The organism is Mycobacterium sp. NGS24 (assembly GCF_059813065.1).
In genome coordinates, this window is sequence record NZ_JCALDW010000005.1 from 174,036 (window position 1) to 194,169 (window position 20,134).

Here is a 20,134-nt window from a genome sequence, read left to right on the forward strand (position 1 = left end):
TGAGCGAGATGGCTTGTCCCACGCGTCACGTCTGTAACTCCAGGGGCGCGGTGATGTCTTCTGAATTGTGGTGGCGCATCTGCGTCCGGGATGCGGTGGCCGCTAATGTGTTAGACGCATTCCGGTGCGGTTCGGTTCCGTCTATCTTGAGTGAATTATGTTCTGGCGCAACCGTTTATCGCTCATCTGGTTGTCGGTGGTGGTTCGTAGAATCATTGGCATGGCAACCAGTTCGCGCGATGAGATCGTGGCGGTCTTCGACGCGCTTGATGCTGGGTTGGATCGGTTGTGTGGGTTGTCGTTTGAGGTGTTGACCAATCCGGAGCGGCTGCGCGCGTTGGAGCGACTGGAACGGATGGCGCGGCGGTTGCGGGTCCCGCAGCACCCGTTGATCAATCAGCTCGCCGCCCAGGCCGACAAAACCGAGTTGGGGGGCACGTTGTGTGAGGCGCTGGCCACCCGGCTGGGCATCACCAAACCCTGCGCCGCCCGCCGCATCGCCGAGGCCGCGGATCTGGGTCCGCGCCGGGCGTTGACCGGGCAACCGTTGGAGCCGGTGCTGTGCGCGACCGCAGCCGGCCAGCGCGCCGGGCGCATCGGCGACGGGCAGATCACCGTGATCCGTGACTTCTTCAAACATCTGCCCGCGGCGGTCGATGTGTTGACCCGCGAGGCCGCCGAAGCTGACCTGGCCGACAAAGCCACCTGGCAGCGCCCCGATGAGCTGGCCGGCTACGCCCGCCAAATCATGAACTGCCTGCACCCTGACGGGGACTTCTCCGATGAGGAACGCACCCGATCGCGCGGGCTCACCCTAGGTGCCCAGCAGCGTGACGGCATGTCCACGATCAGCGGGCTGATCACCCCCGAACTACGCGCCGCGATCGAAGCGCTGTGGGCCAAACTGGCCGCCCCCGGCATGGCCAACCCCGCCGACCAAGCCCCAGTCATCGACGGTGAACCCGACCCCGAAATCGCCGGTGCCGATCGGCGCAGCACCTGCCAGCGTCAGCACGACGCGACGCTGGCCGCCCTGCGCGCGTTGTTCGCCTCCGGGGACCTGGGCACCCACCGCGGGCTGCCGGTCACCATCATCGTCACCACCACCCTGCAAGACCTGGAAGCCGGTACCGGCACAGGGCGCACCAGCGGCGGAACCCTGCTGCCGATCTCCGATGTGATCCGCATGGCCAGCCACGCCCACCACTATCTGGCGCTGTTCGATCACGCCAAACCGCTGGCGCTGTACCACACCCAACGCCTGGCCTCACCGGCCCAACGCATCATGCTGCACGCCAAAGACCGCGGCTGCACCAAACCCGGCTGTAGCGCCCCGGCCTACCACAGCGAAGTCCACCACGTCACCGCCTGGACCAAAACCCGACGCACCGACATCACCGACCTCACCCTGGCCTGCGGCATCCACAACCGCCTCGCCGAACACGGCTGGACCACCCGCACCAACACCCACGGCCACACCGAATGGCTCCCCCCACCCCACCAAGACCACGGCCAACCCAGAACCAACACCTACCACCACCCCGAAAAACTCTTCAACCCCGAAGACGACGACGAACCCGCTTGACGGGTGATCAGCCTCGTGCCGAGCTGCGGGCGTGGCCCCGGCCCACCCGGTCACCTGGTGCTCGACGCACATCGTCGATCACTTCGAGAAGTCGGCCGGCGGCCCGGTCGACGGCGAAACGGCGAGCATAGTGCTGCGCCGCCACCGCACCCTGCCGCGCTGCGGTCTCCGGGTCGGCGAGCATGTCGAAAGTGGCTGCCAGACCGGCGATGTCGTCGACCCCGACCGGGGGGCAGTCCGACGGCTGGTATTCGGGCAGGCCGCCCATCGTGGATACGATCGGCATCACCCCCAACTGCATGGAGAGCACCTGCACCCCGCTCTGCGAGGCACGCCGGTAGTGCGCGACCGACCCCTTCGCGGCCGCGAGGGTGCCCACCATATCGGCGTAGCGGTACCGACCCGAGCGCCACCGGGTGTGCGGCGGCAGGTACGCGGCGTCTACCGACCCATCTCCGATCAGCACCAGATCATCTCCGCGCCAACAGCTTCCGTCGACATGCCGCTGCCAGGCCGCTAACACCACGTCGAGATTCTTGTACGGGTTGAGCCGGCCGATCATCACGAAATCACGGCGCTGGTCGGGACCGGCCAGCGGCGGAACGAGACCGGGGTCGAGGTCACTGGTGAGCGGAACGACGCGCACGGACGTGCCCGCCACGTCGCGCCGGCCAACTATCCCGGCTGCCACGTAGTCGCTGTAGGCGATGGTGGCCGCGGAGTGAGCGCCCCACCGATCGAACACCGCCAGTTCGTAGGAGGGCCGCTGCTCGGCGGCATCGTGTGGTCGGTCGTCGTGCACGAGTTGGATTCGCGGGACCCGTCCGGCCAACGCTATCCAGCGCGGATCGCGAACCAGTTCGGTGATCACGATGTCGGGACGGTAGTCGCGGATACGGCGCCAGGCGGTATAAGTGGCCGGCCAGGTCGCAGCCGTCCGAAACCGCGGGTCGAGTACCAGTTCGTAGTCGCGGGGAGCGTCAGACTCCGGATGCTGGTCGGACGTCACCAGCAGCACCTCGGCTCCGTGGCGGCTCAACGCCTCGGCCTGGACCCGCGCCAAGGGTCGCATCCAGGGTGAAAGCCACAGCACCCGGGGGGATTTCACGCTGTCACCGGTCCCGCTGCGGTCCGTTGTCCACCCACCAGCGCCCGTCGAACTGCGGGTACGTTCGCTGCAGCTCGTCATAGAGATCGGGAAGGGTCAACAGGATTCGGTCGGGATCGGCGGCCAGCAGTTGCTCGGGGGAGATGATCTCCACATCGGTGCCAGGCAACCGGCGTCCCTGTTTGGCCGGCGATCCATCGGCAATGCCACTGATCAGGTTCCGGTTCACTTGCGCGATGCTGAACAATGCCGGCACCCGCGACCCGGCGGCATAGCCGTACACGGTGTGCCGCTGCTCGGCCTGGGCCTCCAGCCATGCACGCAGCTGGGCGGCGTGGCTGTCGACCGCCTGCTGCAGGCCCTGCAGCACCGCCGGCTTGGTCACTCCGAATGCCTGTTCGCGCGCGAGGATGTCGTTGGCGCGCGCGTCGCGCTCGACGTGCCCGTGCACCGCGGCCACCAGGAAAGTTCCCCCGTAGAGGTCGAACTCCCACGCGGTAGCCACGCTCATGTCGACGGCGCGCAGCAGGTTCGTCACCGCCGTGAGCGAGTAATAACCGAAATGCCCGTGGCGCAACGAATTCCACTGACCCTGTTGGACCATTGCCATCAGTGACGGGAATTGCACCAATAACACCCCGCCAGGTTTGGTGACCTTGGCCCGCAGCTGGAATCCGGCCCGCTGATCGGCTTCGTGCATCACGCCGAAGGAGTCGAGCACCAGATCTGCGACTTCGGCCTCGGCGTAACCGCGCTCGGCGAGCAACGGCAACCAGGTGCCGCCGTGCGGGCTGCCGAACTCACGAACTGTGCTGCCGCGCAGCCAGCCGGCCGTCGCGACCCGCTGCACCGCGTCGGCAGCCTGGTCACGCAGCGCCTGCGGTTCGATGCCGCGGGGTTCCTCCGTCACGGTGTCGTCATCAGCGAGTTGCGCCAGGCCGCAGCAGCCGCACAGGTCCATCGCCAGCGCATGCGCTGTCTCCTGCGGGCTCACCGGCTCACCGGCGAGTGGAAAGTGGTCGGCGGCAGGCACATTCCCCAGGTCCAGCACCCGGGTCAGGTCATCCTCACCGCACCCGCGGCAGCCGCTCACCGCAGCGCGGCACTACGCGTCACATCGGTCGCCATGTGCAGGGTGGGGAGTGGGTAGACGATCTGGCCGCCCCACTCGCTGACGTAACTGAGCTGTTCGGTGATCTCGGTCTCCAGGTTCCAGGGCAGCACCAGCACCACGTCCGGGCGGTCTTTGGCGATGAGCTCGGGATCGTGAATCGGTATCCGGGTACCCGGCGTGAAATGACCGTGCTTGTAAGGGTTCCGGTCCACCGTGTACTCGAGCAGATCGGTGCGGATACCGCAGTAGTTGAGCAGCGTGTTGCCCTTACCGGGCGCGCCGTAGCCGACCACCCGCTTGCCCTCCGCGCGGCATTGAAGCAGGAAACGCAACAGGTCCTGGCGGATCTGCTCGGTGCGCCGGCGCAGTTGCAGGTACCCCTCCGGATGGTGCAACCCGGCTGCTTCCTCGATGCGCAGGATCTTGTTGACCCGGTCGGTCGGGCGGCCGGCCACCTGGATCGGCCGGGCCCAGACGCGGATGGAACCACCGTGCGTGGGGAGCAGTTCGACGTCGACGACCGCCAAACCCGCACTGGCAAGCGCGTTCTGCGCCGAGAAGACGGTGTAGTACTGGAAATGCTCGTGGTAGATCGTGTCGAACTGGCCCAGGCACACCAGGTTCAGCGCATGGTGCACCTCGATGCTCAGCCAGCCGTCGTCGGCCAGCAGTCCGCGCAGGGACTGGGTGAAGCCACGCAGATCGGGAATGTGGGCATAAACGTTGTTGGCGACCACCAGGTTCGCCGGGCCGTGTTCGGCACGCACGTTGCACGCCAGTTCCTGATCGAGGAACGCCGAGACTGTGGGCACGCCACGCTCGGTGGCCGCGGCGCCGACGTTGATCGACGGTTCGATACCCAGGCACGGGATGCCGCGGGCCACCGCGTGCTGCAGTAGATAGCCGTCGTTGCTGGCGACCTCGACCATGAACGAGTCGGGACCCAGGCCGAGACGCGTGGCCGCATCCACCACGAATGTTTCCGCGTGCTGGACCCAGCTGTCGGAATAGGAGGAGTAGTAGGCGTACTCGGTGAAAGTTTCCTCAGGGGTGATCAGCGCCGGGATCTGCAGCAGCAGGCAGTCTTCGCACAGCCGCAGGTGCAGCGGATAGGTGGCCTCGGGCAGATCGAGTTCGTCTGCGGCAAGGATCTTTTCGCACGGCGGAGTCGCGCCCAGGTCCAGGATGCTGAGCATGCGGTCTGAGTCGCACAGGCGGCACTTCATCTGACACTCGTTTCTGTGGTTTTCGTGCTGTTGGAGGTTACGGCACCGATCGCGTCGAGGTAGGCATCGGTCATGGCCTGCACCGTGTAGTGCGTGCGCAGCCGCTCCCAGCCGCGCTGCCCGACCTCCGGCAGTGTGCCGGGATCGGTGAGGATCTGGGCCAGCTGGTCGCGCCATGCCGATACCGTGACCGGCTCGACGACGAATCCGGCCCGGCCGAAATCCAGCATCTCGGGAACCGCGCAGATGCCGGAGGCGGCCACCGGCACCCCGCGCGACATTGCTTCCAGTATCACCAGGGGAAAGGCTTCGGAGCGACTCGGCACGCACAGCAGGTCGGCGTCAGCCAGTGCCGGCCCGGGTCCGCGTGACCAGCCGCACCACTGCACCCGATCGCGTAGGGCAGCCGGGGTGCGGGACTCCAACCTCTCCCGGTCTGGCCCGTCCCCGAAAATCGAGAGTTTCCAGGGAAGTTCGGTCAGCCCACTCAGTGCCTCGATGAGCACGTGCGGATTCTTGTGTTCCACGATGCGCGACAACATCACCAGATGGGGCGGTTCGCCCGCGGCGCGGACCCGACGGGTGGGCTGCCCCGGTGCGTCGACGCCGTTGGGGGCGATGAACGGCTGTGCGCTCAGCTTGTGGTGGGGAGTGAGCATGTCCCAATGCCGTTGTGCCAGCGCGATGAAACCGTCGGCGCGGCTCATCGCGGCGGTCAGCGGCCGGGAGTAGATGGGCCGGTCGGTCTCCGGCGGTACGTGCGGGGCGACCAGCCAGCGCCGTTCGCGGGAAGCGGCCCGCCAGAGCGTGGCAAACCCGGTCTCGGTGTTGGTGTCGCCGCTGATCAGGACCGCCGGACCAGCGGGCAGGTCGACCATCGGCGCCCACCATGGCTGACGCACCACCCGCACGCTGTGCGGGATCTCCTTGATCAGCGGGCCAAACCGTTGCATGCACACGATCGTGACGGAATAGCCACGGCGGTCCAATTCTGCCGCCAATAACGCTTTTTGGCGCTCCGCGCCGCCGTACACCAGACGGTTGGTGGTGATCACGATGGACGGCTTGCCGGTGTTCCTGGCTGCGGTGGTGGCCAGGGTGCGGTTGCGTATCTCGCGTTTGGAGCGCTGTACCCGGTCCAACACCGATGTGGCGGCCAGGTAGACGTCGGCGTGGTGGACGCTGTCGCGCCGTTCCAGCAGCAGGGCGATGTTGGCGCGCAACAAATCCCGGTTGCGGAAGCGCTCGACGGTGGACACCTGTGCACCGTGCGCCGACGCGGAGTCGCGGGCGCCGTCGGCGGCCGCCGGGTTGCCGTGTTCGACGTCGAGTTCGTCGGCGAGCAGAACGCGCCAGCCCGCGGCACTGGCCCGTTCCTGCCAGTCGGTCTCCTCGCCGTAGAGGAAGAACTCCTCGTCGAAGCCGCCGATCTGATTCCAGGCGGCCCGATTGATCGCCAGGCAGATGCCGGCCACATAGCCTTCGATGCTGTGCGACTCCGCGGGCTGCTCGGTGTACAGGTGTGAGAGCGGGGTGCCCCGCAACCGGTCGGAGTAGCCGGCAGCGGCCACCAGGGCGCGGGTCAGGGTGCGGCGACGGGTCGCGATGTCCCAACGCTGTGGGCCGGCCGCGGCAGGGTCCTCGATCAGTGGTGAGATCGCTGCCACCCCGGGCCGGCGGAGCAATTCCCTGGTGCGCGTCAGCGGCCCGGTCAGCCGGGTGTCGGCGTTCAGCAACAGCAGATCGGTGTCTGCCGGTGTGTGCTCGACCAGGGCGTTGAAGGCAGCGCCGAAACCGAGGTTCACCGCGCCCAACACCCAGTGCACATCCGGGTGGCGGGCGGCCAGTTCCTCGCGGCCCGGGTACTCGTCGCCGCTGTTCTCGTAGACGTACACCGGCAGCTCCGGGGCATGCTCGGCCAGTCCGGCCAGGCACTGCTCCACGAGGTCATGACTCTTGTAGGTGACGATCAACGCCGAGAGCGGCCGATCGGCCTGCAGGACGGTGTCGCTCTGGGTGGGGGGTTTGAGATACGCGCGGTCCAGCTGGGTTGTCATGCGGTCACCTGTTTCCGGAAGAGTGCGGTCAACATCGACAATTTGACGGGGCCGATCGCCAGGTTGACGGCGAGGTAGGTTGCCGCGGCGGCGCCCAGCACGAGTACCACGTGCAGGCCCGAAAGCAGCAGCACCACAACGGCACTGGCCGCGGTCGGGACCAGCAGCCGCAGCAGGAAGTTGAACGGCGTGTGGTAGCCACAGTGGCGACGCAACCGCCAGCTGGCCAACACCAACCCGAACAGCTCGGTGCAGACCAGACCGATGCCGGCACCGACGGCACCGAAGCGACCGTCGAGACCGAGGTTGAGCGCAACGTTGACGAAAAGCGTTGCCACGAACACCCGGAAGAAGAATCGTTGCTCGTGGCACGCGAACAGGCCCTGGCCCAGGGTTCCGGTGACGAACCGCAATGCGGCGGCGATGAGCAGCAGTGCCAGCGTCGGCGCCCCGCGGCTGACGAATTCCCGGTCACCGAACAATTCGATCAGGGGTGCGGCCAGCAGGCTGCCGACCACGGCGACCGGCAGGGCGACGAAGCTCATCAGTTCGACGCTGCGGCGCAGGAAGTCGACGTAGGCGCTGACATCGCGGGAGTACAGCGTGGTCGCCGTCGACAGCGTCGATTTCTGGAAGAAGATCGACAACGCTTCGGTATTGAACGCGATCATGTAGGCCAGGCCGTACACGCCGACCTCGGCATGGCTGCTCAGCAACGACAGGATCACCCCGTCGGCGCGCCAGTACAGGATGCCGATCACCGCAACGCCCATCAACGGCAGGCTTTCCCGTAACAGGTCGACCGACTCGCGAACGGAGAAGATCGGGCGCAGCGCGACGTGCCGGGCTGCCGCCGTACCCTGGATCACCAGCTGGACAACTGGCGGAATGAGCTGTGCGACCGCGAACCAGACCACATCGGCGTGCGTGGCCACCAACGAGCTGACCATGGCCAGCGTGGCCAGCCGACCCACCACATCGGAGGCGGCGACCGCGGAAAAGCGCACCGTGGAAAGGAATACCGGATCGAACCGCGTCCGTACCGTCAACATCAACAGCTGTCCGGACAGCACCACCAGCATCACCCGCACGTCGGCGTCGCGATAGAGCAGCCATCCGGTGACCGCGGCCAGCATCGCCAACGGCGCGCAATAGACCAGGGACAGGCCACTATTGACGCGAACAAGTCGTTCCAGCTCACCTCGGCCGGAGGTGACGCGCCGCACGATCACGGTGGTGATACCGAGATCGGTCATGCTGGTCCACATTCCGATGAAAGCGACCGCAACCATCAGCTGGCCGTATCCGCCGGGACCCAGGTAGCGGGCGGTCATCGAAACCGACACCACCGAAGCCAGCATCCCGAGCACCCGGCAGATCAGCTGAATCGAGATCGCGTGCGCGATCCGGGACTGTGGCACATCCGCTGCCGGTGGCCCGGACTCCGGTGCTGCGTCGTGAATTTCACGAGCCGTCGGCTCGATCACGGTGTCGCCCTTCATCTAGTAGGCTCCGTCGCTGGCCAGGACGGCGCGCAGAGTTCGGGCGATGATCACGACATCGCCGGCCATCGACCAGTTGTCGACATAGGACAGGTCGAGTCGCACCGAGTCCTCCCAGGACAGATCGGAACGGCCACTCACCTGCCACAGGCCGGTCACCCCCGGCTTGACGAGCAGGCGCCGCTTGACCTCCCCGGCGTAGTTCTCCACTTCGCGGCGCAGCGGCGGGCGCGGGCCGACCACACTCATGTCCTGCTTGAGCACATTGATGAACTGCGGGAGTTCGTCGATGCTGAAGCGGCGCAATATCTTTCCGACGGGCGTGACTCGCGGGTCCTGATGGATCTTGAACAGCATGCCGCCGGCACCCTGGTTCAGTGGGAGCAGCTGATCGATCTGCCTGTCCGCGCCGTCGACCATGGTGCGCAACTTCAACATCGTGAAGGGGCGGCCGTCCAGACCGATCCGTTCGGCGCGGTAGAAGACAGGTCCCTTGCTGGTCAATTTGATTGCCACCGCGGCTGCCAGCAGCACCGGTGCAGTCCCCAGCAGGGCGGCCAGAGCGAAGCAGAAGTCGAACGCGCGCTTCTGCAGGCGTTGTGTCCCTTCGTATTGCGGCTTCTCCACGTGCAATAGGGGGAATCCCGCGATGGGCCGCATCGTCAGCCGCGCGCCGGCGACATCCATCACTCCGGGCGATACCACCAGGTCGACGTCCATCGTCTCCAGCCGCCACATCAGGTCGCGGATGCCGTGGACGCCGAAATGTTCGGTGCGGGTCACAGCGACGGTGTCGGCGCCGCAGTGTCCGATGGCGGTGACCGCGGCGGACTCGTCACCCAGGATCGGGATTTCCCGGCCGCCCACGGTGAGCATCTCGCCGCGTTGCGGGCCGTAACCCGGGATGCACACCCCGACAACGACGTAGCCGTCTCGTGGGTTGCGAATCAGCTCCCGGGCCAGGTGCGCCACACCGGACCGGTCACCGATCGCCAGCACCATGGTCTGGTACTGACCCTTGATCCGCATGCGCCACACGTACTTTCGCCACAGGTTGCGGCTGGCCACCAGGCCCAGCGTGCCGACCGGAAGCGCGACCGCCAGATACCCGCGGGCCAGGTCGATCTTGGCCAGCAGCGTGATGATCGCGATGATGCCGAACACCGAGAACGACGCGCTGACGATGCGTCGATACTCGTCGATTCCGGCGCCGATGATCCGCGGGGAGCGCGTGTGGAACACGGCGATCGAGGTAAGCCACAGTGCCGCGAAGACGCAGGAGAACAGCGTCATCACCGGACCCGGGTAACCCGACATGTGCGGGTCGTCACCGAACCGGAGGAACTGCGCGAGCATGATTGCCGCGCACACGATCAGCGAGTCGGTGACGCGCAACCGCGCCGAGTATCGCTGCTGCCAGCGCGGGATGGCACTCACACGCCGCGGGGGCAACGTGAGTACGGACGGCAGGCTGGTGTGTGCCGGCAGTGTGGCAGTCATGCTGGCCGCTCCCTCGGTCATGCGGGCACCGCTTCGGTTGCGGTGCCGGAGGTTTCGACGTGGGCTGGGGTGGCGACATAGTGGACGCCGGGGTAACAGATGAGCTGGGCGCGCGCGGCGCGCAGCAGCGCGATCGGTCCCTGCAACAGGTACCGGCGGGCCAGCCGCCGCGGTTCGCGGGTCAACCGGTACAGCCACTCCAGCCCGGACCGTTGCATCCACTGCGGCGCCCGGTTGGTGGTGCCGGCCAGAAAGTCGATGGCACCGCCCGACGGCAGGAAAACCTTTGCTCCCGTGGCGTGTCCGTGCTGGTCGACCCACTGTTCCTGGCGCGGCTTGCCCAGGCTCACGATCAGGATGTCGGTGCGGGCGGCACGGATCGCCGCACACAAGGACGCTGAACGTTTTTCGATGTCGTCGGCGCCCGGCGCCCACATGCCCGAGATCACCAGTGCGGGATAGCTTTCCCGCAGCCGGGTGGCCAGCCGTTGATGCGTCTGGGCGGTGCCGCCGAAGAAGCCGACGCGGTGCCCGCCCGCTTCGGCCCGCGCCAGCACGGCGGGCAGCAGGTCTGCTCCGGTCACACGGGGCCACGGCTGTGCGGTCAGCAACTGACCCCGCCACGCGATCGGCATACCGTCGGCGAGCAGCAGCCATTCCAGTTGTCCAGCGGGAGCGGCGGCCACCGTGCGGAAATGATGCAGGTGATCGAGGTTGACCGAGCCTACCGCCAGCCCGCGGCCGGACGGCGAGTCGAGGCGCGACCCGATGATCGACAACACTTCGTCGGTTTTGCAGCGTTCGACGATGCTGCCGCTGACGACCATGCGGACGGCGGCCCGGGGGAGGGTGTCGTGCGTCATATTCGACCTAGCCCGAACGTGTTTCGTGTGTGTCGGTCATGACGCCTCGCTGTGTGGCTCGGTCAGTGCGATCGATTCCAATAGCGGCCAGCTGGCGTCCTTTTCGGAGATGACGGTGACCGGCAGCGGCCACTGGATGCCGAAGGTCGGTTCGTTCCAGCGGAAGTTCTCTTCGCTGCCCGGCACGTAGGGACCGCTGATCTGGTAGATGATCTCGGTGTCGTCGGTCAGGGTCTGGAAGCCGTGGGCGACGTACGGGGGCAGGAACAGCGCGCGGTGGTTGTCGGCGCTCAGTTCCACCATCACATGCTTGCCGTAGGTCGGCGATGTCGGCCGCACGTCCACGGCGACGTCGGCGATGGCACCGCGAATGCAGCGCACCAGTTTCGCCTCGGCGTGCGGCGGCAGCTGGCGGTGCAGACCGCGCACGGTGCCCCGGGTCTGGTTGAAGCAGATGCTGGTCTGGGACACCTCGGCGATAAGGCCGTGCTGCGCGAATTCCTCGGCGCAGAACACCCGCGAAAAGAACCCGCGGTGGTCGCGGTGTGGTTCGATGTCGACGATCGTCACGCCCGCAACGCTGGTGGGTGTGTATTTCATGCGGATCTCTTGTCCCCTCTGCTGATTCGGTGCGGTGGTTCGCGGTACTGGCTAGCTGCGCCGCGTCCCGACGGTCGGATCCAGCACGGCTTTTTCCACTACGAATGCCTCCGCGTACCGGGCGCGGCACTGCACGCCCCGGATCCGCATCAAGCCGAGGAACGTCTCGTCGTCGAACCAGTCCCGCCCCAGCTGTGACGGGTAGGACTCGGCCAACAGCCGGGCCTTCTGCTGCGCCAGCTCGTCTGGAATCGGCACGTAGAACGTGGGATTGGGTAGATCCGACTCCCACTTCAAGATTTCGTAGCCCAGCACCAGGTGCGCCCGGAACTCGGTGGGAAGCAGCTCGGCGAGCAGACGATGATCCTGGTGGTAGTCACCGCGCTGTGGTCCGAGGACGAGGTCCGGCTCGCAGCTGCGGCGGAAGTCGGCGAGGTGCCTCTTGACCGATCCCCAGTGTTCCGGCAATCGCCCGTCGGGTAGGTCTGTCACGGTCAGACGCACGTCGGCCTGGGGCAGAAGTGCTGCCAGAGCGCTCTTTTCCTCGACCTCGCGATCGGTGCCCGCGCCGGTGAGCACCAGAGCGTGGACGACCAGGCCGGGGTTGTTGCGCTCGAGGTGCATCAGGGTGGCACCCGCGCCGATCGCGATGTCGTCGCAGTGCGCGCCGATTACGGCAACGGAACCGATCCCGGTGCCCAACGACAGTGGCATCATGCCGATTGGCCCGCCGCGACCGGTGCTTCCCAGACCGCCCAGGGACGGATGCCCCTGTTGTAGTCGGCGTCGAGTTCAGCGCGCTCCTTGAACGTGTCGGCCGGCTTCCAGAAGCCGTCGTGCTGGTAGCCCAGCAGCCGGCCGGTGCCCGCCAGCGTCATGCACGCATCGCCGACCAGGTCGCCGTTCTCCGGGATCAGGTCGATGACGTCCTGGCGCAGCACGAAGTAACCGCCGTTGACCCAGATGGGGAACTTGGCGATGGGGGCGATCTCTTTGATGTCGCCGTCGGTGCTGACGTCGACGCAGTGGAACGATGACTGCGGGGGGACCACCAGCATCGACGCTGCGGCGCCCGCGTCGTGGAATCGGTCGATCATGGTGTCCAGCGGGGCATCGGTGAGCACATCGGCGTAGTTGGCCAGGAAGTACTCGTCGTTGCCGAGGTACTTGCGGACCCGCCGCAGCCGCTCGCCGATCGGTGACTCCAAGCCGGTGTCGACGAAGGTGATCGTCCAGTCCGACATGTCGGTGTCGAGCAGCTCGACGTTGCCGCCGCGCATGACGAAGTCGTTGGACTCGGTCTCGCGGTAGTTGACGAAGAAATCCTTGACCATGGCCTGGCCGTAGCCCAGGCACAGGATGAACTCGGTGTGCCCGTAGTGCGCGTAGTAACGCATCACGTGCCACAGCAACGGGCGGGGGCCGACCATTTGCAGGGGCTTGGGAACCAGGTCGCCGTCGGCGCTGCGCATCCGCATGCCGTAACCGCCGCAAAAAAGTACGACCTTCATTCCGTGCCCCTTCCAGGCGGACCGACAAACTCGGCCACTAGTTACTACTCAGTATACATACTATTAAGATGGTTTACAGCGTACAAATCAACATTGAGTTTGTTATCGACTGGATTGTCCTTGTTCCGGTGCAGGGACTCGCGTCAGCTCCGGGTCACAGCACGGCGCCGTAGCCCGCTGACGGCGGCTGCGCCATCACGGTGGGAACCAGGCCGTACCGGGGGCCGGGAGCCGGGCCCGCGGCCGCTGCACCGCGCGGCATGCCGCCCAGCAGACTCGGCGGCACCGCCCCCAGGGCGGCGCCGTTGGCTCCAGGCAGTGCCGAGCTGATGCCGGTCAGGTGCGCCGTCGGAATCACGCTGGTCCACGTCGGCGGCACCGACAGGGAGCCGAGGCTCGCGGCCTGACCCATCGCACCCAATGCGCCCGCCCCGGCAGCCTCCGCACCTGCGGCGCCCGCCCCGGCCGCGGCCTCTGCTGCCTCGGCGGCCACTTCACCGGCCACCACGCCGGCCGTCTGGGCCATGCCCTGCATGGTCTGGGCAATGCTCAACAGGCTGCTCAGCGCGAAGAGCGGCATGACCGCGATGTTCAGATAATTGGCCATGTCGCCGCTGGACATCGCGCTGCTGGTCGGCAGGACGGCCGCCGCGGCGGCGGACTCCGCCGAAGCCAGCGAGGTCGGGGCCGCCAGGCCCTGCAACGCGGTGGGCAGCGAGCTCACCAACGAGGACAGCGTGGTCTGGGTGGCGGCGGCCTCACCGGTGGCCTCGGACACCGCGGTGGCCTGGCTGGCCAGCCCAGCTGCATCGGTGACCTGCGGCGGCGCCTCGAACGGTGCGAGCGTGGTAGCCGCAGCCGAGTTGGCCGCATAGCTGTACATGGCCAGGGCGTCCTGCGCCCACATCTCGCTGTAGTGCGCCTCGGTGGCTGCAATGGCCGGCGAGTTCTGACCGAAGAAATTGGTGGCGACCAATGCCGCCAACAGCGTCCGGTTGGCGGCGACCACCGCCGGGGGGACCGTCATGGCGTAGGCGGCCTCATAGGCGCCGACTGCGGCCCTGGCCTGGCTGGCTGCCTGCTCGGCCTGGGCTGCGGTCGTTCCGACCCAGACCGCATAAGGGGTGGCCGCTGCCGCCGCGGCGATCGCCGCGGGACCCAACCAGGGTCCACTGGTCAGGCCGCTGATCACCGACGAGTACGACGAAGCCGCCGTCTGCAGTTCGGCCGCCAGCTCGTCCCATGCCACGGCAGCCGTCAGCAAGGGTGCCGCGCCCGCGCCGAGGTACATCCGCGCGGAGTTGATCTCCGGTGGCAGTGCCCCATAGTCCATTGCTCTTATCCCCCGTGCGTCAACTGGTCGCAGCTACGTTGGCGGCCTCTGTGGCGCCATAGGATTCCGCGCTGACCTGCATGGTCTGCACCAACATCTGGTGAATTGCGGCGGCCTGAGCGCTCACGGCCTGGTACATCTGCCCGTGTGCGGCGAACTGCATCGCGGTCAGGGCGGATACTTCGTCGGCCGCCGCCGGGGCCAGGCTGGTCGTGGGTATCGCTGCGGCAGCGCTGCCTGTGCTGACGGCGGCGCCGATACCTTGCAGGGTGCCGGCCGAGGCCGCTAACACTTCTGGGTGCGTGGTAACGAACGACATGCGCCCCTCCCCATCCATCGGACTCGATCTCGACCGCGTCGCGGCTTCCGGCTCCCGGTTGCCCAAACCAGCATCCTGTTCAAACCGAACTATACATACTTTTTGTACGTTCGCGAGTCCTCAGATTGACTTCAAGTATTTGTAGAGGGGTTTTACGGTCTTGTGTGGCGTAGAACACATCGGATCAGGACCAGACTGCTAACCTCGCAGTGGCGTGTAATTGCTACGTGAGGCATAAGTGCCGGTACCTTCGTCCTACGAACCCGGCGGTCCGCTCAAGGAAGGCATCGTGATGGTGGAAGCGACGCGCATCGGTGCCACCGGCGACGCCGCGGTCTCGGCGGCTCACCCGACCAACGGGTCGTATGACGACTGAACAGGCCGACGGACGGGCCGACACCACCCGGCAACATATTCTGCGGGCCGCCGCACACCAGTTCGCTCGACGTCCCTACCACGATGTCGGCCTGGACGACATTCTCGCCGAAGCCGAACTGACCAAAGGCGCGATGTACTTCCACTTCCGGTCCAAGCACGCGCTTGCGGTTGCCATCATCAACCAGCACACCTCGGCGGGGCGGACGGCGGTCGACGATCTGCTGGCCAGGCACCTTTCCGGCTTGGAGACCCTGGTCGACTTCTGCTACCTGGCCGCTGTCCAGGACATGACAACGGATGTGGCCCGGGCCGCGTCGCACCTGCTCGAGACGGTCGGGCGGACAGAGGGGCTGCAGGCGCAGCTGCTCAACGGCTGGATGGACATGCTGGCCGGGGTCGTCGAGAGGGCGATCGCCGAAGGTGATGTCGCTGCCCGCTGGGAACCGCGTGACGTGGGGCGGCTCATCGTATCGATGTACATGGGGCTGCGACAGACCAGCGACCTCGACGATCCGCAGCGCTACCTGCTCGATCTGGAAAGAAACTGCATGCTGGTGCTGGCGGGGATCCTGGAACCCGACCGGCTCGATTACTTCACCCAATTCGTCCGTCGGCGCACCGCGCTGGCCATCTCTGCCGCCGGGGCGTCCCCGTCCGCGCGGTGAACGGCGCGGAACGAAACCACGCATAGTCAGAGACGCCGCTCCGGCGGCTGTTAGGCTTACCCGCTGACCAGGAAGAACGAGACGTGCAGGTCCGGAGCCTAACCGGAAGAACATGCTGCGGAGGGCGGGATATGGCGCGCCAGGTTCGGTCTGAGGTGACCCGCCGGAAGATCCTCGATTCCGCGATCGACGTTTTCAGCGAAGTCGGGTATGCCGCGGCCGGCTGGGGCACGATCATCGAGCGAACCGGCATGACCAAGGGCGCGCTCTACCACCATTTCGATTCGAAGGAAGCCCTGGCCTCCGACATCATCGACGAGGGTGCCGAGGTTCTGCTCGCAGCGTTTCGCAACGTCTGCGGATCGGCGTCTCCGGCCCTGGAGAACATGATCCACGGCACGTTCGCCATCGCCGCGGTGCTCAATGCGGACAAGACGGCCCGCGCGGCCGGCCAATTGGTCGCCGCGCTGAGCGGATACAACGACGCGGCGGCGCGCTCCTGTTCGGCCTGGGTTGCCGAGGTGACCGCGCAGGCGCGTCGGGCAATCGCCGAAGGTGATCTGCGCGAAGACGTCGACCCGGTCGCACTCAGCGAGGTGATCGTCGGGGCGATGGTCGGAACGCGCCTGCTGTCCATCGCGATGGCGCGCGGCCGCAGCACAGACGGTCCGCGAACCGAACGCACCTCGCAACTGAGCCAGATCTGGCTGCTACTGCTGCCCGGCGTTGCCTCCGACGCATCGCTGCCGTACTTCCAGCAGTTCCTGGCCCGAGAGGCGATGCGCCACAACCGTCCCAGTATCGCCGTCGTGCCGGACGGTAACTAGCCGACTGCGCTCGCGGCGTTACTCGGCCGGCGGTCCCTGATGATGCGGGCCGGGACGCCGGCGACGTCGACGTCGTCGGGCACCGGCTTGGTGACGACCGCGCCCGCATAGATCCCGACGCGGCTGCCGACGTCGACACCGAGGATTACCGCGCCGGGAAAGATGAACACGTCGTCGCCAATGGTCGGATACTCGCCGGGTCGCCCTTCACCGATGGTGACTCCCTGATGAATCCGGCAGTTCGCGCCGATTCTGGCGAGGTGATGGACGTGCACCCAGCCGACATGGGCAACCGATAGGCCCGGCCCGAACGAATTCAGCGAGATGCCGAAGCCGAGTTTCTCGCCCAGAAATTTCAATCGCAGCCGCAAGTAGGCGGCGACGAGGTGACCGGCCGGCGTCCGGGCGGTGTTCGTCCAGTATTCGGTTTTGCGCAGCATCCGCTGGAAGTACGGCGCGCGTTGGGTGATGCGGTAGCGATGCCGCCAGCGCTCCAAGCCTTGTGCCTGCAAATCCGCCGCCAGGTAGGCGTCAAGGTCACTGCGCGTCCTGATCACCCGCCAAACCATACTACAAGTATCAGAAAATGGGTAGAGCGTGACTTGCAGTCTGAGGCGGGTGCCTTAGCGTTCCTCTTCCCACAACTGCTCGGTGAGGTCCTGGAAAGCGGCCAGGGCGAACTTGTCGTCGGCGCGCATCACCGCCGAGCGGCTCATCAGGGCCCGCACCACCGAGCCGTCCTTATGTGCCAGTTCCACCACCATGTTCGCCAGGGCGTGCACGAAGGAGAGCAGTGATGACTCCGATTCGGGAGCCTGGTGGAAGATCTCGTGGAACCTCAGCGTCAGGACCTCTTCGGGCTCGCAGCCCACCATCTGTGCAAACGCCGTATTGGTGAACAGGATGCTGCCGTCGTCGGCGACAGCAAGGACGGGAACCGGGATCCGTTCCAGCACCACCAGAGCAGGCAGCTGCTTGAGGGTGGTCATCGGCGATTGGCTGACCTGCCGAGTCCGTCTGCGCTCCACAGCCCGATTATGGCCTACGGCGAAACTTCACTTCACCCGACTTCGGTGGGAGCCTGATACCGCGGGAAAACCCCGGCCGGCGCCGGCAGTTCGGTGCCCGGTCTCAGTCGTGTACCGATCGCGCTGAACGACCGCCGATCGTCGGGCTGGCCCAGCAGGTCGAGCAACTTCGCGGCCGACTCCGGCATCACGGGAGCGACCAGCAGCGCCGCGATGCGGACCACCTCGCAGGTGACGTAGAGCGTCGTGCGGAACCGGTCCTGGTCGGCATCGGTTTCGCTCTTGCGCAACACCCAGGGCTGCTGCGCCGAGAAGTACTTGTTGGCATCGCCGAGCATCAGCCAAATAGCTTCCAGCGCAAGGTGCATCGACTGAGTGTCGAAATGTGCGCGCACCCGCTCCAGCAACCCGTCGGCCGTCGTCAGCAGGTCGGTGTCGGCGCCCATGAACTCACCGGGATCGGGCACCGTCCCGTTCAAGTTCTTGGCCACCATCGACAACGACCGCTGCGCCAAGTTTCCCAACTCGTTGGCCAGGTCGGTGTTGATCCGCGTGATGATGGCTTCGTCGCTGTAACTGCCGTCCTGACCGAACGGCACCTCGCGCATCAGGAAGTAGCGGATCTGGTCCACCCCGAATGTGTCGACCAGAGCCACCGGGTCGACGATGTTGCCCACCGACTTGCTCATCTTCTCGCCACTGTTGAGCAGGAATCCGTGCGCGAAAACCCTTCGAGGCAGCGCGATTCCGGCCGACATCAGGAACGCGGGCCAGTAGACGGCGTGAAACCTGATGATGTCCTTGCCGATGATGTGCAGGTCGGCCGGCCAGTACCGGCGGAACGACTCCGATTCGGTATCCGGAAAGCCAACGCCGGTAAGGTAATTCGTCAATGCGTCGATCCAGACGTACATCACGTGGTCGGGATGTCCCGGCACCTGCACGCCCCAGTCGAACGACGTCCGCGAGATGGACAGGTCGCGTAACCCGCCGGAGACGAAGCTGACCACCTCGTTGCGGCGCACGTCGGGTCCGATGAAATCGGGATTCGCCTCGTAGTGGGCCAGCAGCTTGTCGGCGTACGCCGACAGCCGGAAGAAATACGTCTGCTCCTCGGTCCAGGTGACCGGGGTGCCGGTCTCCACGGCGATCCGGGTTCCGTCGACGACCGTGGTCTCCGATTCGACGAAGAACCGCTCGTCGCGCACCGAGTACCAGCCTGAGTACGCGTCCAGATAGATGTCGCCTGCGGCCTCGATGCGCTGCCAGATCTGCTTGGACGCCTCGTGATGGTCGGCGTCGGTGGTGCGGATGAACCGGTCGAACGAGATGTTCAGCTTCTCCTGCAGCCGCTGGTAGACGTCGGAGTTGCGGCGTGCCAGCGCGGCGGTGGGCAATCCTTCGGCCGCCGCGGCCTGGGCCATCTTGAGTCCGTGCTCGTCGGTGCCGGTCAGGTACCGCACGTCGAAGCCGTCGAGGCGCTTGAAGCGTGCGATGACGTCGCTGGAGATGAACTCATAGGCGTGCCCCAGATGCGGCGCGGCATTGGGATAGGTGATGGCGTTGGTGACGTAGTAGGGCTTCATCGGGATTCACCCTATTGGGTGCGGCGGGTGCGTGGGCGCGACGTGAGAGGGTGTGCAACGTGAGCCCTACCCGCGCAGCACCGCCGCCGCCGGAACCGCTCTCGCCGTTGATCGACGCGCACACCCACCTCGATGCCTGCGGCGCGGTCGACGCGGCCGACGTGCGCGCGATCCTCGACCGCGCGGCCGCCGTCGGCGTGGTGGCGGTGGTCACCATCGCCGACGACATGGACTCGGCCCGCTGGGTCACCGACGCGACCGAGTGGGACTCCCGGGTTTACGGTGCGGTGGCCCTGCACCCCACCCGCGCCGATGCGCTCACCGGGGCGGCCCGCGCCGAGATCGAGGAACTCGCGGCCCACCCGCGGGTGGTGGCCGTCGGCGAAACGGGAATGGACCTGTACTGGCCCGGCCGGCTCGACGGTTGCGCGCCGCCGCAGGTGCAGCGCGAGGCCTTCGCGTGGCACATCGATCTGGCCAAACGGCTGGGCAAGCCGCTGATGATCCACAATCGGCAGGCCGACCGCGACGTGCTGGACGTGCTGCGCGCCGAAGGCGCTCCCGACACCGTGATCATGCACTGCTTCTCCTCGGACAGCGCGATGGCCCGGGAGTGCGTAGCCGCCGGATGGTTGCTGAGCCTGTCCGGGACGGTGAGCTTTCGCAATGCTCGAGAGTTGCGCGAGGCCGCCCTGCTGATACCGGTGGAGCAGCTTCTGGTGGAGACCGACGCGCCATTTTTGACGCCGCACCCGTACCGCGGTGCAGCAAATGAGCCCTACTGCCTGCCGTATACCGTTCGCGCCCTGGCTGAGCTGGTCGACCGGCCGGCCGAGGAGCTGGCGCAGATTACTGCCAGCAATGCGGTAAGGGCCTACGGACTGCAGGGGTGCGGCCGCTGAACGGTCCTGAATTCGACATGCTCGAGTTGC

At 66.4% G+C, this 20,134-nt stretch carries 20 protein-coding genes; 5 read left to right on the forward strand and 15 right to left on the reverse strand.

Going from position 1 to position 20,134, the window contains the following annotated elements; all coding sequences use genetic code 11:
* Positions 1-220: 220 nt before the first annotated feature.
* Positions 221-1,585 carry an HNH endonuclease signature motif containing protein gene (locus tag AC5Y6Y_RS09835; RefSeq protein ID WP_499929804.1) on the forward strand — a complete coding sequence of 455 codons (1,365 nt, stop codon included), beginning with the start codon at positions 221-223 and terminating at the stop codon, positions 1,583-1,585.
* A 7-nt stretch (positions 1,586-1,592) separates the two neighbouring features.
* Here AC5Y6Y_RS09835 and AC5Y6Y_RS09840 read toward each other — a convergent pair whose 3' ends face one another.
* From AC5Y6Y_RS09840 to AC5Y6Y_RS09895, 12 genes are all read right to left on the reverse strand, one after another.
* Positions 1,593-2,678 carry a glycosyltransferase family 4 protein gene (locus AC5Y6Y_RS09840; protein ID WP_499929905.1) on the reverse strand — a complete coding sequence of 362 codons (1,086 nt, stop codon included), beginning with the start codon at positions 2,676-2,678 and terminating at the stop codon, positions 1,593-1,595.
* 19 nt (positions 2,679-2,697) lie between these two features.
* On the reverse strand, positions 2,698-3,786 hold the full coding sequence (locus tag AC5Y6Y_RS09845; RefSeq protein WP_463827442.1) for a transferase: 1,089 nt from the start codon (positions 3,784-3,786) through the stop codon (positions 2,698-2,700).
* Positions 3,783-5,033, reverse strand: a complete 1,251-nt coding sequence (locus AC5Y6Y_RS09850; protein ID WP_499929806.1) for a methyltransferase domain-containing protein — start codon at positions 5,031-5,033, stop codon at positions 3,783-3,785. The genes AC5Y6Y_RS09845 and AC5Y6Y_RS09850 overlap by 4 nt, the downstream gene beginning before the upstream one ends.
* Entirely contained in the window at positions 5,030-7,090 is a 2,061-nt protein-coding gene (locus AC5Y6Y_RS09855; RefSeq protein ID WP_499929808.1) for a glycosyltransferase, read from the reverse strand. Before AC5Y6Y_RS09855 ends, AC5Y6Y_RS09850 begins: the two co-directional genes overlap by 4 nt.
* Positions 7,087-8,592, reverse strand: coding sequence for a flippase (locus AC5Y6Y_RS09860; protein ID WP_463827445.1), 1,506 nt, complete (start codon positions 8,590-8,592; stop codon positions 7,087-7,089). The genes AC5Y6Y_RS09855 and AC5Y6Y_RS09860 overlap by 4 nt, the downstream gene beginning before the upstream one ends.
* Positions 8,593-10,092, reverse strand: a complete 1,500-nt coding sequence (locus AC5Y6Y_RS09865; RefSeq protein WP_463827446.1) for a sugar transferase — start codon at positions 10,090-10,092, stop codon at positions 8,593-8,595.
* Between the two features lie 17 nt (positions 10,093-10,109).
* Positions 10,110-10,955, reverse strand: a complete 846-nt coding sequence (locus AC5Y6Y_RS09870; protein ID WP_499929810.1) for a WecB/TagA/CpsF family glycosyltransferase — start codon at positions 10,953-10,955, stop codon at positions 10,110-10,112.
* Between the two features lie 36 nt (positions 10,956-10,991).
* Positions 10,992-11,555: a dTDP-4-dehydrorhamnose 3,5-epimerase gene (gene rfbC / locus AC5Y6Y_RS09875; RefSeq protein ID WP_499924674.1), complete on the reverse strand. Its 564-nt coding sequence runs from the start codon at positions 11,553-11,555 to the stop codon at positions 10,992-10,994.
* 51 nt (positions 11,556-11,606) lie between these two features.
* Complete coding sequence (locus tag AC5Y6Y_RS09880) at positions 11,607-12,272, reverse strand: PIG-L deacetylase family protein (RefSeq protein ID WP_499924672.1); 666 nt, start codon at positions 12,270-12,272, stop codon at positions 11,607-11,609.
* Positions 12,269-13,066 (reverse strand): glycosyltransferase family protein, encoded by a 798-nt coding sequence (locus AC5Y6Y_RS09885; RefSeq protein ID WP_499924671.1) that lies wholly within the window; start codon positions 13,064-13,066, stop codon positions 12,269-12,271. The genes AC5Y6Y_RS09880 and AC5Y6Y_RS09885 overlap by 4 nt, the downstream gene beginning before the upstream one ends.
* Positions 13,067-13,220: 154 nt before the next feature.
* Positions 13,221-14,399, reverse strand: coding sequence for a PPE family protein (locus AC5Y6Y_RS09890; RefSeq protein ID WP_499929812.1), 1,179 nt, complete (start codon positions 14,397-14,399; stop codon positions 13,221-13,223).
* Positions 14,400-14,418: 19 nt separating this feature from the next.
* The gene (locus AC5Y6Y_RS09895) at positions 14,419-14,718 is read right to left on the reverse strand and encodes a PE family protein (RefSeq protein WP_499924669.1); all 300 of its coding nucleotides are present in this window, start codon (positions 14,716-14,718) and stop codon (positions 14,419-14,421) included.
* 238 nt (positions 14,719-14,956) lie between these two features.
* On the opposite strand from AC5Y6Y_RS09895, the gene AC5Y6Y_RS09900 reads away from it, so the two are divergent.
* The 3 genes from AC5Y6Y_RS09900 (at position 14,957) to AC5Y6Y_RS09910 (ending at position 16,588) form a co-directional block, all read left to right on the forward strand.
* On the forward strand, positions 14,957-15,094 hold the full coding sequence (locus AC5Y6Y_RS09900) for a hypothetical protein (RefSeq protein WP_499929814.1): 138 nt from the start codon (positions 14,957-14,959) through the stop codon (positions 15,092-15,094).
* Positions 15,084-15,761: a TetR family transcriptional regulator gene (locus AC5Y6Y_RS09905; RefSeq protein WP_499924666.1), complete on the forward strand. Its 678-nt coding sequence runs from the start codon at positions 15,084-15,086 to the stop codon at positions 15,759-15,761. Before AC5Y6Y_RS09900 ends, AC5Y6Y_RS09905 begins: the two co-directional genes overlap by 11 nt.
* 131 nt (positions 15,762-15,892) lie before the next feature.
* Complete coding sequence (locus AC5Y6Y_RS09910) at positions 15,893-16,588, forward strand: TetR family transcriptional regulator (protein ID WP_463827455.1); 696 nt, start codon at positions 15,893-15,895, stop codon at positions 16,586-16,588.
* On the opposite strand, the gene AC5Y6Y_RS09915 is transcribed toward AC5Y6Y_RS09910, so the two are convergent.
* The 3 genes from AC5Y6Y_RS09915 to metG form a co-directional block, all read right to left on the reverse strand.
* Complete coding sequence (locus AC5Y6Y_RS09915; RefSeq protein ID WP_463827456.1) at positions 16,585-17,145, reverse strand: LbetaH domain-containing protein; 561 nt, start codon at positions 17,143-17,145, stop codon at positions 16,585-16,587. The two genes, AC5Y6Y_RS09910 and AC5Y6Y_RS09915, sit on opposite strands and share 4 nt — an antisense overlap.
* Positions 17,146-17,211: 66 nt before the next feature.
* Positions 17,212-17,577, reverse strand: coding sequence for a PAS domain S-box protein (locus AC5Y6Y_RS09920; protein WP_463827457.1), 366 nt, complete (start codon positions 17,575-17,577; stop codon positions 17,212-17,214).
* A 71-nt stretch (positions 17,578-17,648) separates the two neighbouring features.
* Positions 17,649-19,202 (reverse strand): methionine--tRNA ligase, encoded by a 1,554-nt coding sequence (metG, locus tag AC5Y6Y_RS09925; RefSeq protein WP_499929816.1) that lies wholly within the window; start codon positions 19,200-19,202, stop codon positions 17,649-17,651.
* 59 nt (positions 19,203-19,261) lie between these two features.
* Between metG and AC5Y6Y_RS09930 the strand changes: the two genes are divergently transcribed.
* Positions 19,262-20,104, forward strand: a complete 843-nt coding sequence (locus AC5Y6Y_RS09930; RefSeq protein ID WP_499929818.1) for a TatD family hydrolase — start codon at positions 19,262-19,264, stop codon at positions 20,102-20,104.
* Positions 20,105-20,134: the final 30 nt, after the last annotated feature.

What these genes read in the sequence shown, in the direction of transcription:
- AC5Y6Y_RS09885 (WP_499924671.1), bottom strand. Translation starts at nt 13,066, where the DNA reads ATGAAGGTCGTACTTTTTTGCGGCGGTTACGGCATGCGGATGCGCAGC.
- AC5Y6Y_RS09920 (WP_463827457.1), bottom strand. Translation starts at nt 17,577, where the DNA reads ATGACCACCCTCAAGCAGCTGCCTGCTCTGGTGGTGCTGGAACGGATC.
- AC5Y6Y_RS09905 (WP_499924666.1), top strand. Translation starts at nt 15,084, where the DNA reads ATGACGACTGAACAGGCCGACGGACGGGCCGACACCACCCGGCAACAT.
- AC5Y6Y_RS09860 (WP_463827445.1), bottom strand. Translation starts at nt 8,592, where the DNA reads ATGAAGGGCGACACCGTGATCGAGCCGACGGCTCGTGAAATTCACGAC.
- metG (WP_499929816.1), bottom strand. Translation starts at nt 19,202, where the DNA reads ATGAAGCCCTACTACGTCACCAACGCCATCACCTATCCCAATGCCGCG.
- AC5Y6Y_RS09880 (WP_499924672.1), bottom strand. Translation starts at nt 12,272, where the DNA reads ATGATGCCACTGTCGTTGGGCACCGGGATCGGTTCCGTTGCCGTAATC.
- AC5Y6Y_RS09870 (WP_499929810.1), bottom strand. Translation starts at nt 10,955, where the DNA reads ATGACGCACGACACCCTCCCCCGGGCCGCCGTCCGCATGGTCGTCAGC.
- AC5Y6Y_RS09855 (WP_499929808.1), bottom strand. Translation starts at nt 7,090, where the DNA reads ATGACAACCCAGCTGGACCGCGCGTATCTCAAACCCCCCACCCAGAGC.
- AC5Y6Y_RS09835 (WP_499929804.1), top strand. Translation starts at nt 221, where the DNA reads ATGGCAACCAGTTCGCGCGATGAGATCGTGGCGGTCTTCGACGCGCTT.
- AC5Y6Y_RS09865 (WP_463827446.1), bottom strand. Translation starts at nt 10,092, where the DNA reads ATGACTGCCACACTGCCGGCACACACCAGCCTGCCGTCCGTACTCACG.
- rfbC (WP_499924674.1), bottom strand. Translation starts at nt 11,555, where the DNA reads ATGAAATACACACCCACCAGCGTTGCGGGCGTGACGATCGTCGACATC.
- AC5Y6Y_RS09890 (WP_499929812.1), bottom strand. Translation starts at nt 14,399, where the DNA reads ATGGACTATGGGGCACTGCCACCGGAGATCAACTCCGCGCGGATGTAC.
- AC5Y6Y_RS09910 (WP_463827455.1), top strand. Translation starts at nt 15,893, where the DNA reads ATGGCGCGCCAGGTTCGGTCTGAGGTGACCCGCCGGAAGATCCTCGAT.
- AC5Y6Y_RS09895 (WP_499924669.1), bottom strand. Translation starts at nt 14,718, where the DNA reads ATGTCGTTCGTTACCACGCACCCAGAAGTGTTAGCGGCCTCGGCCGGC.
- AC5Y6Y_RS09850 (WP_499929806.1), bottom strand. Translation starts at nt 5,033, where the DNA reads ATGAAGTGCCGCCTGTGCGACTCAGACCGCATGCTCAGCATCCTGGAC.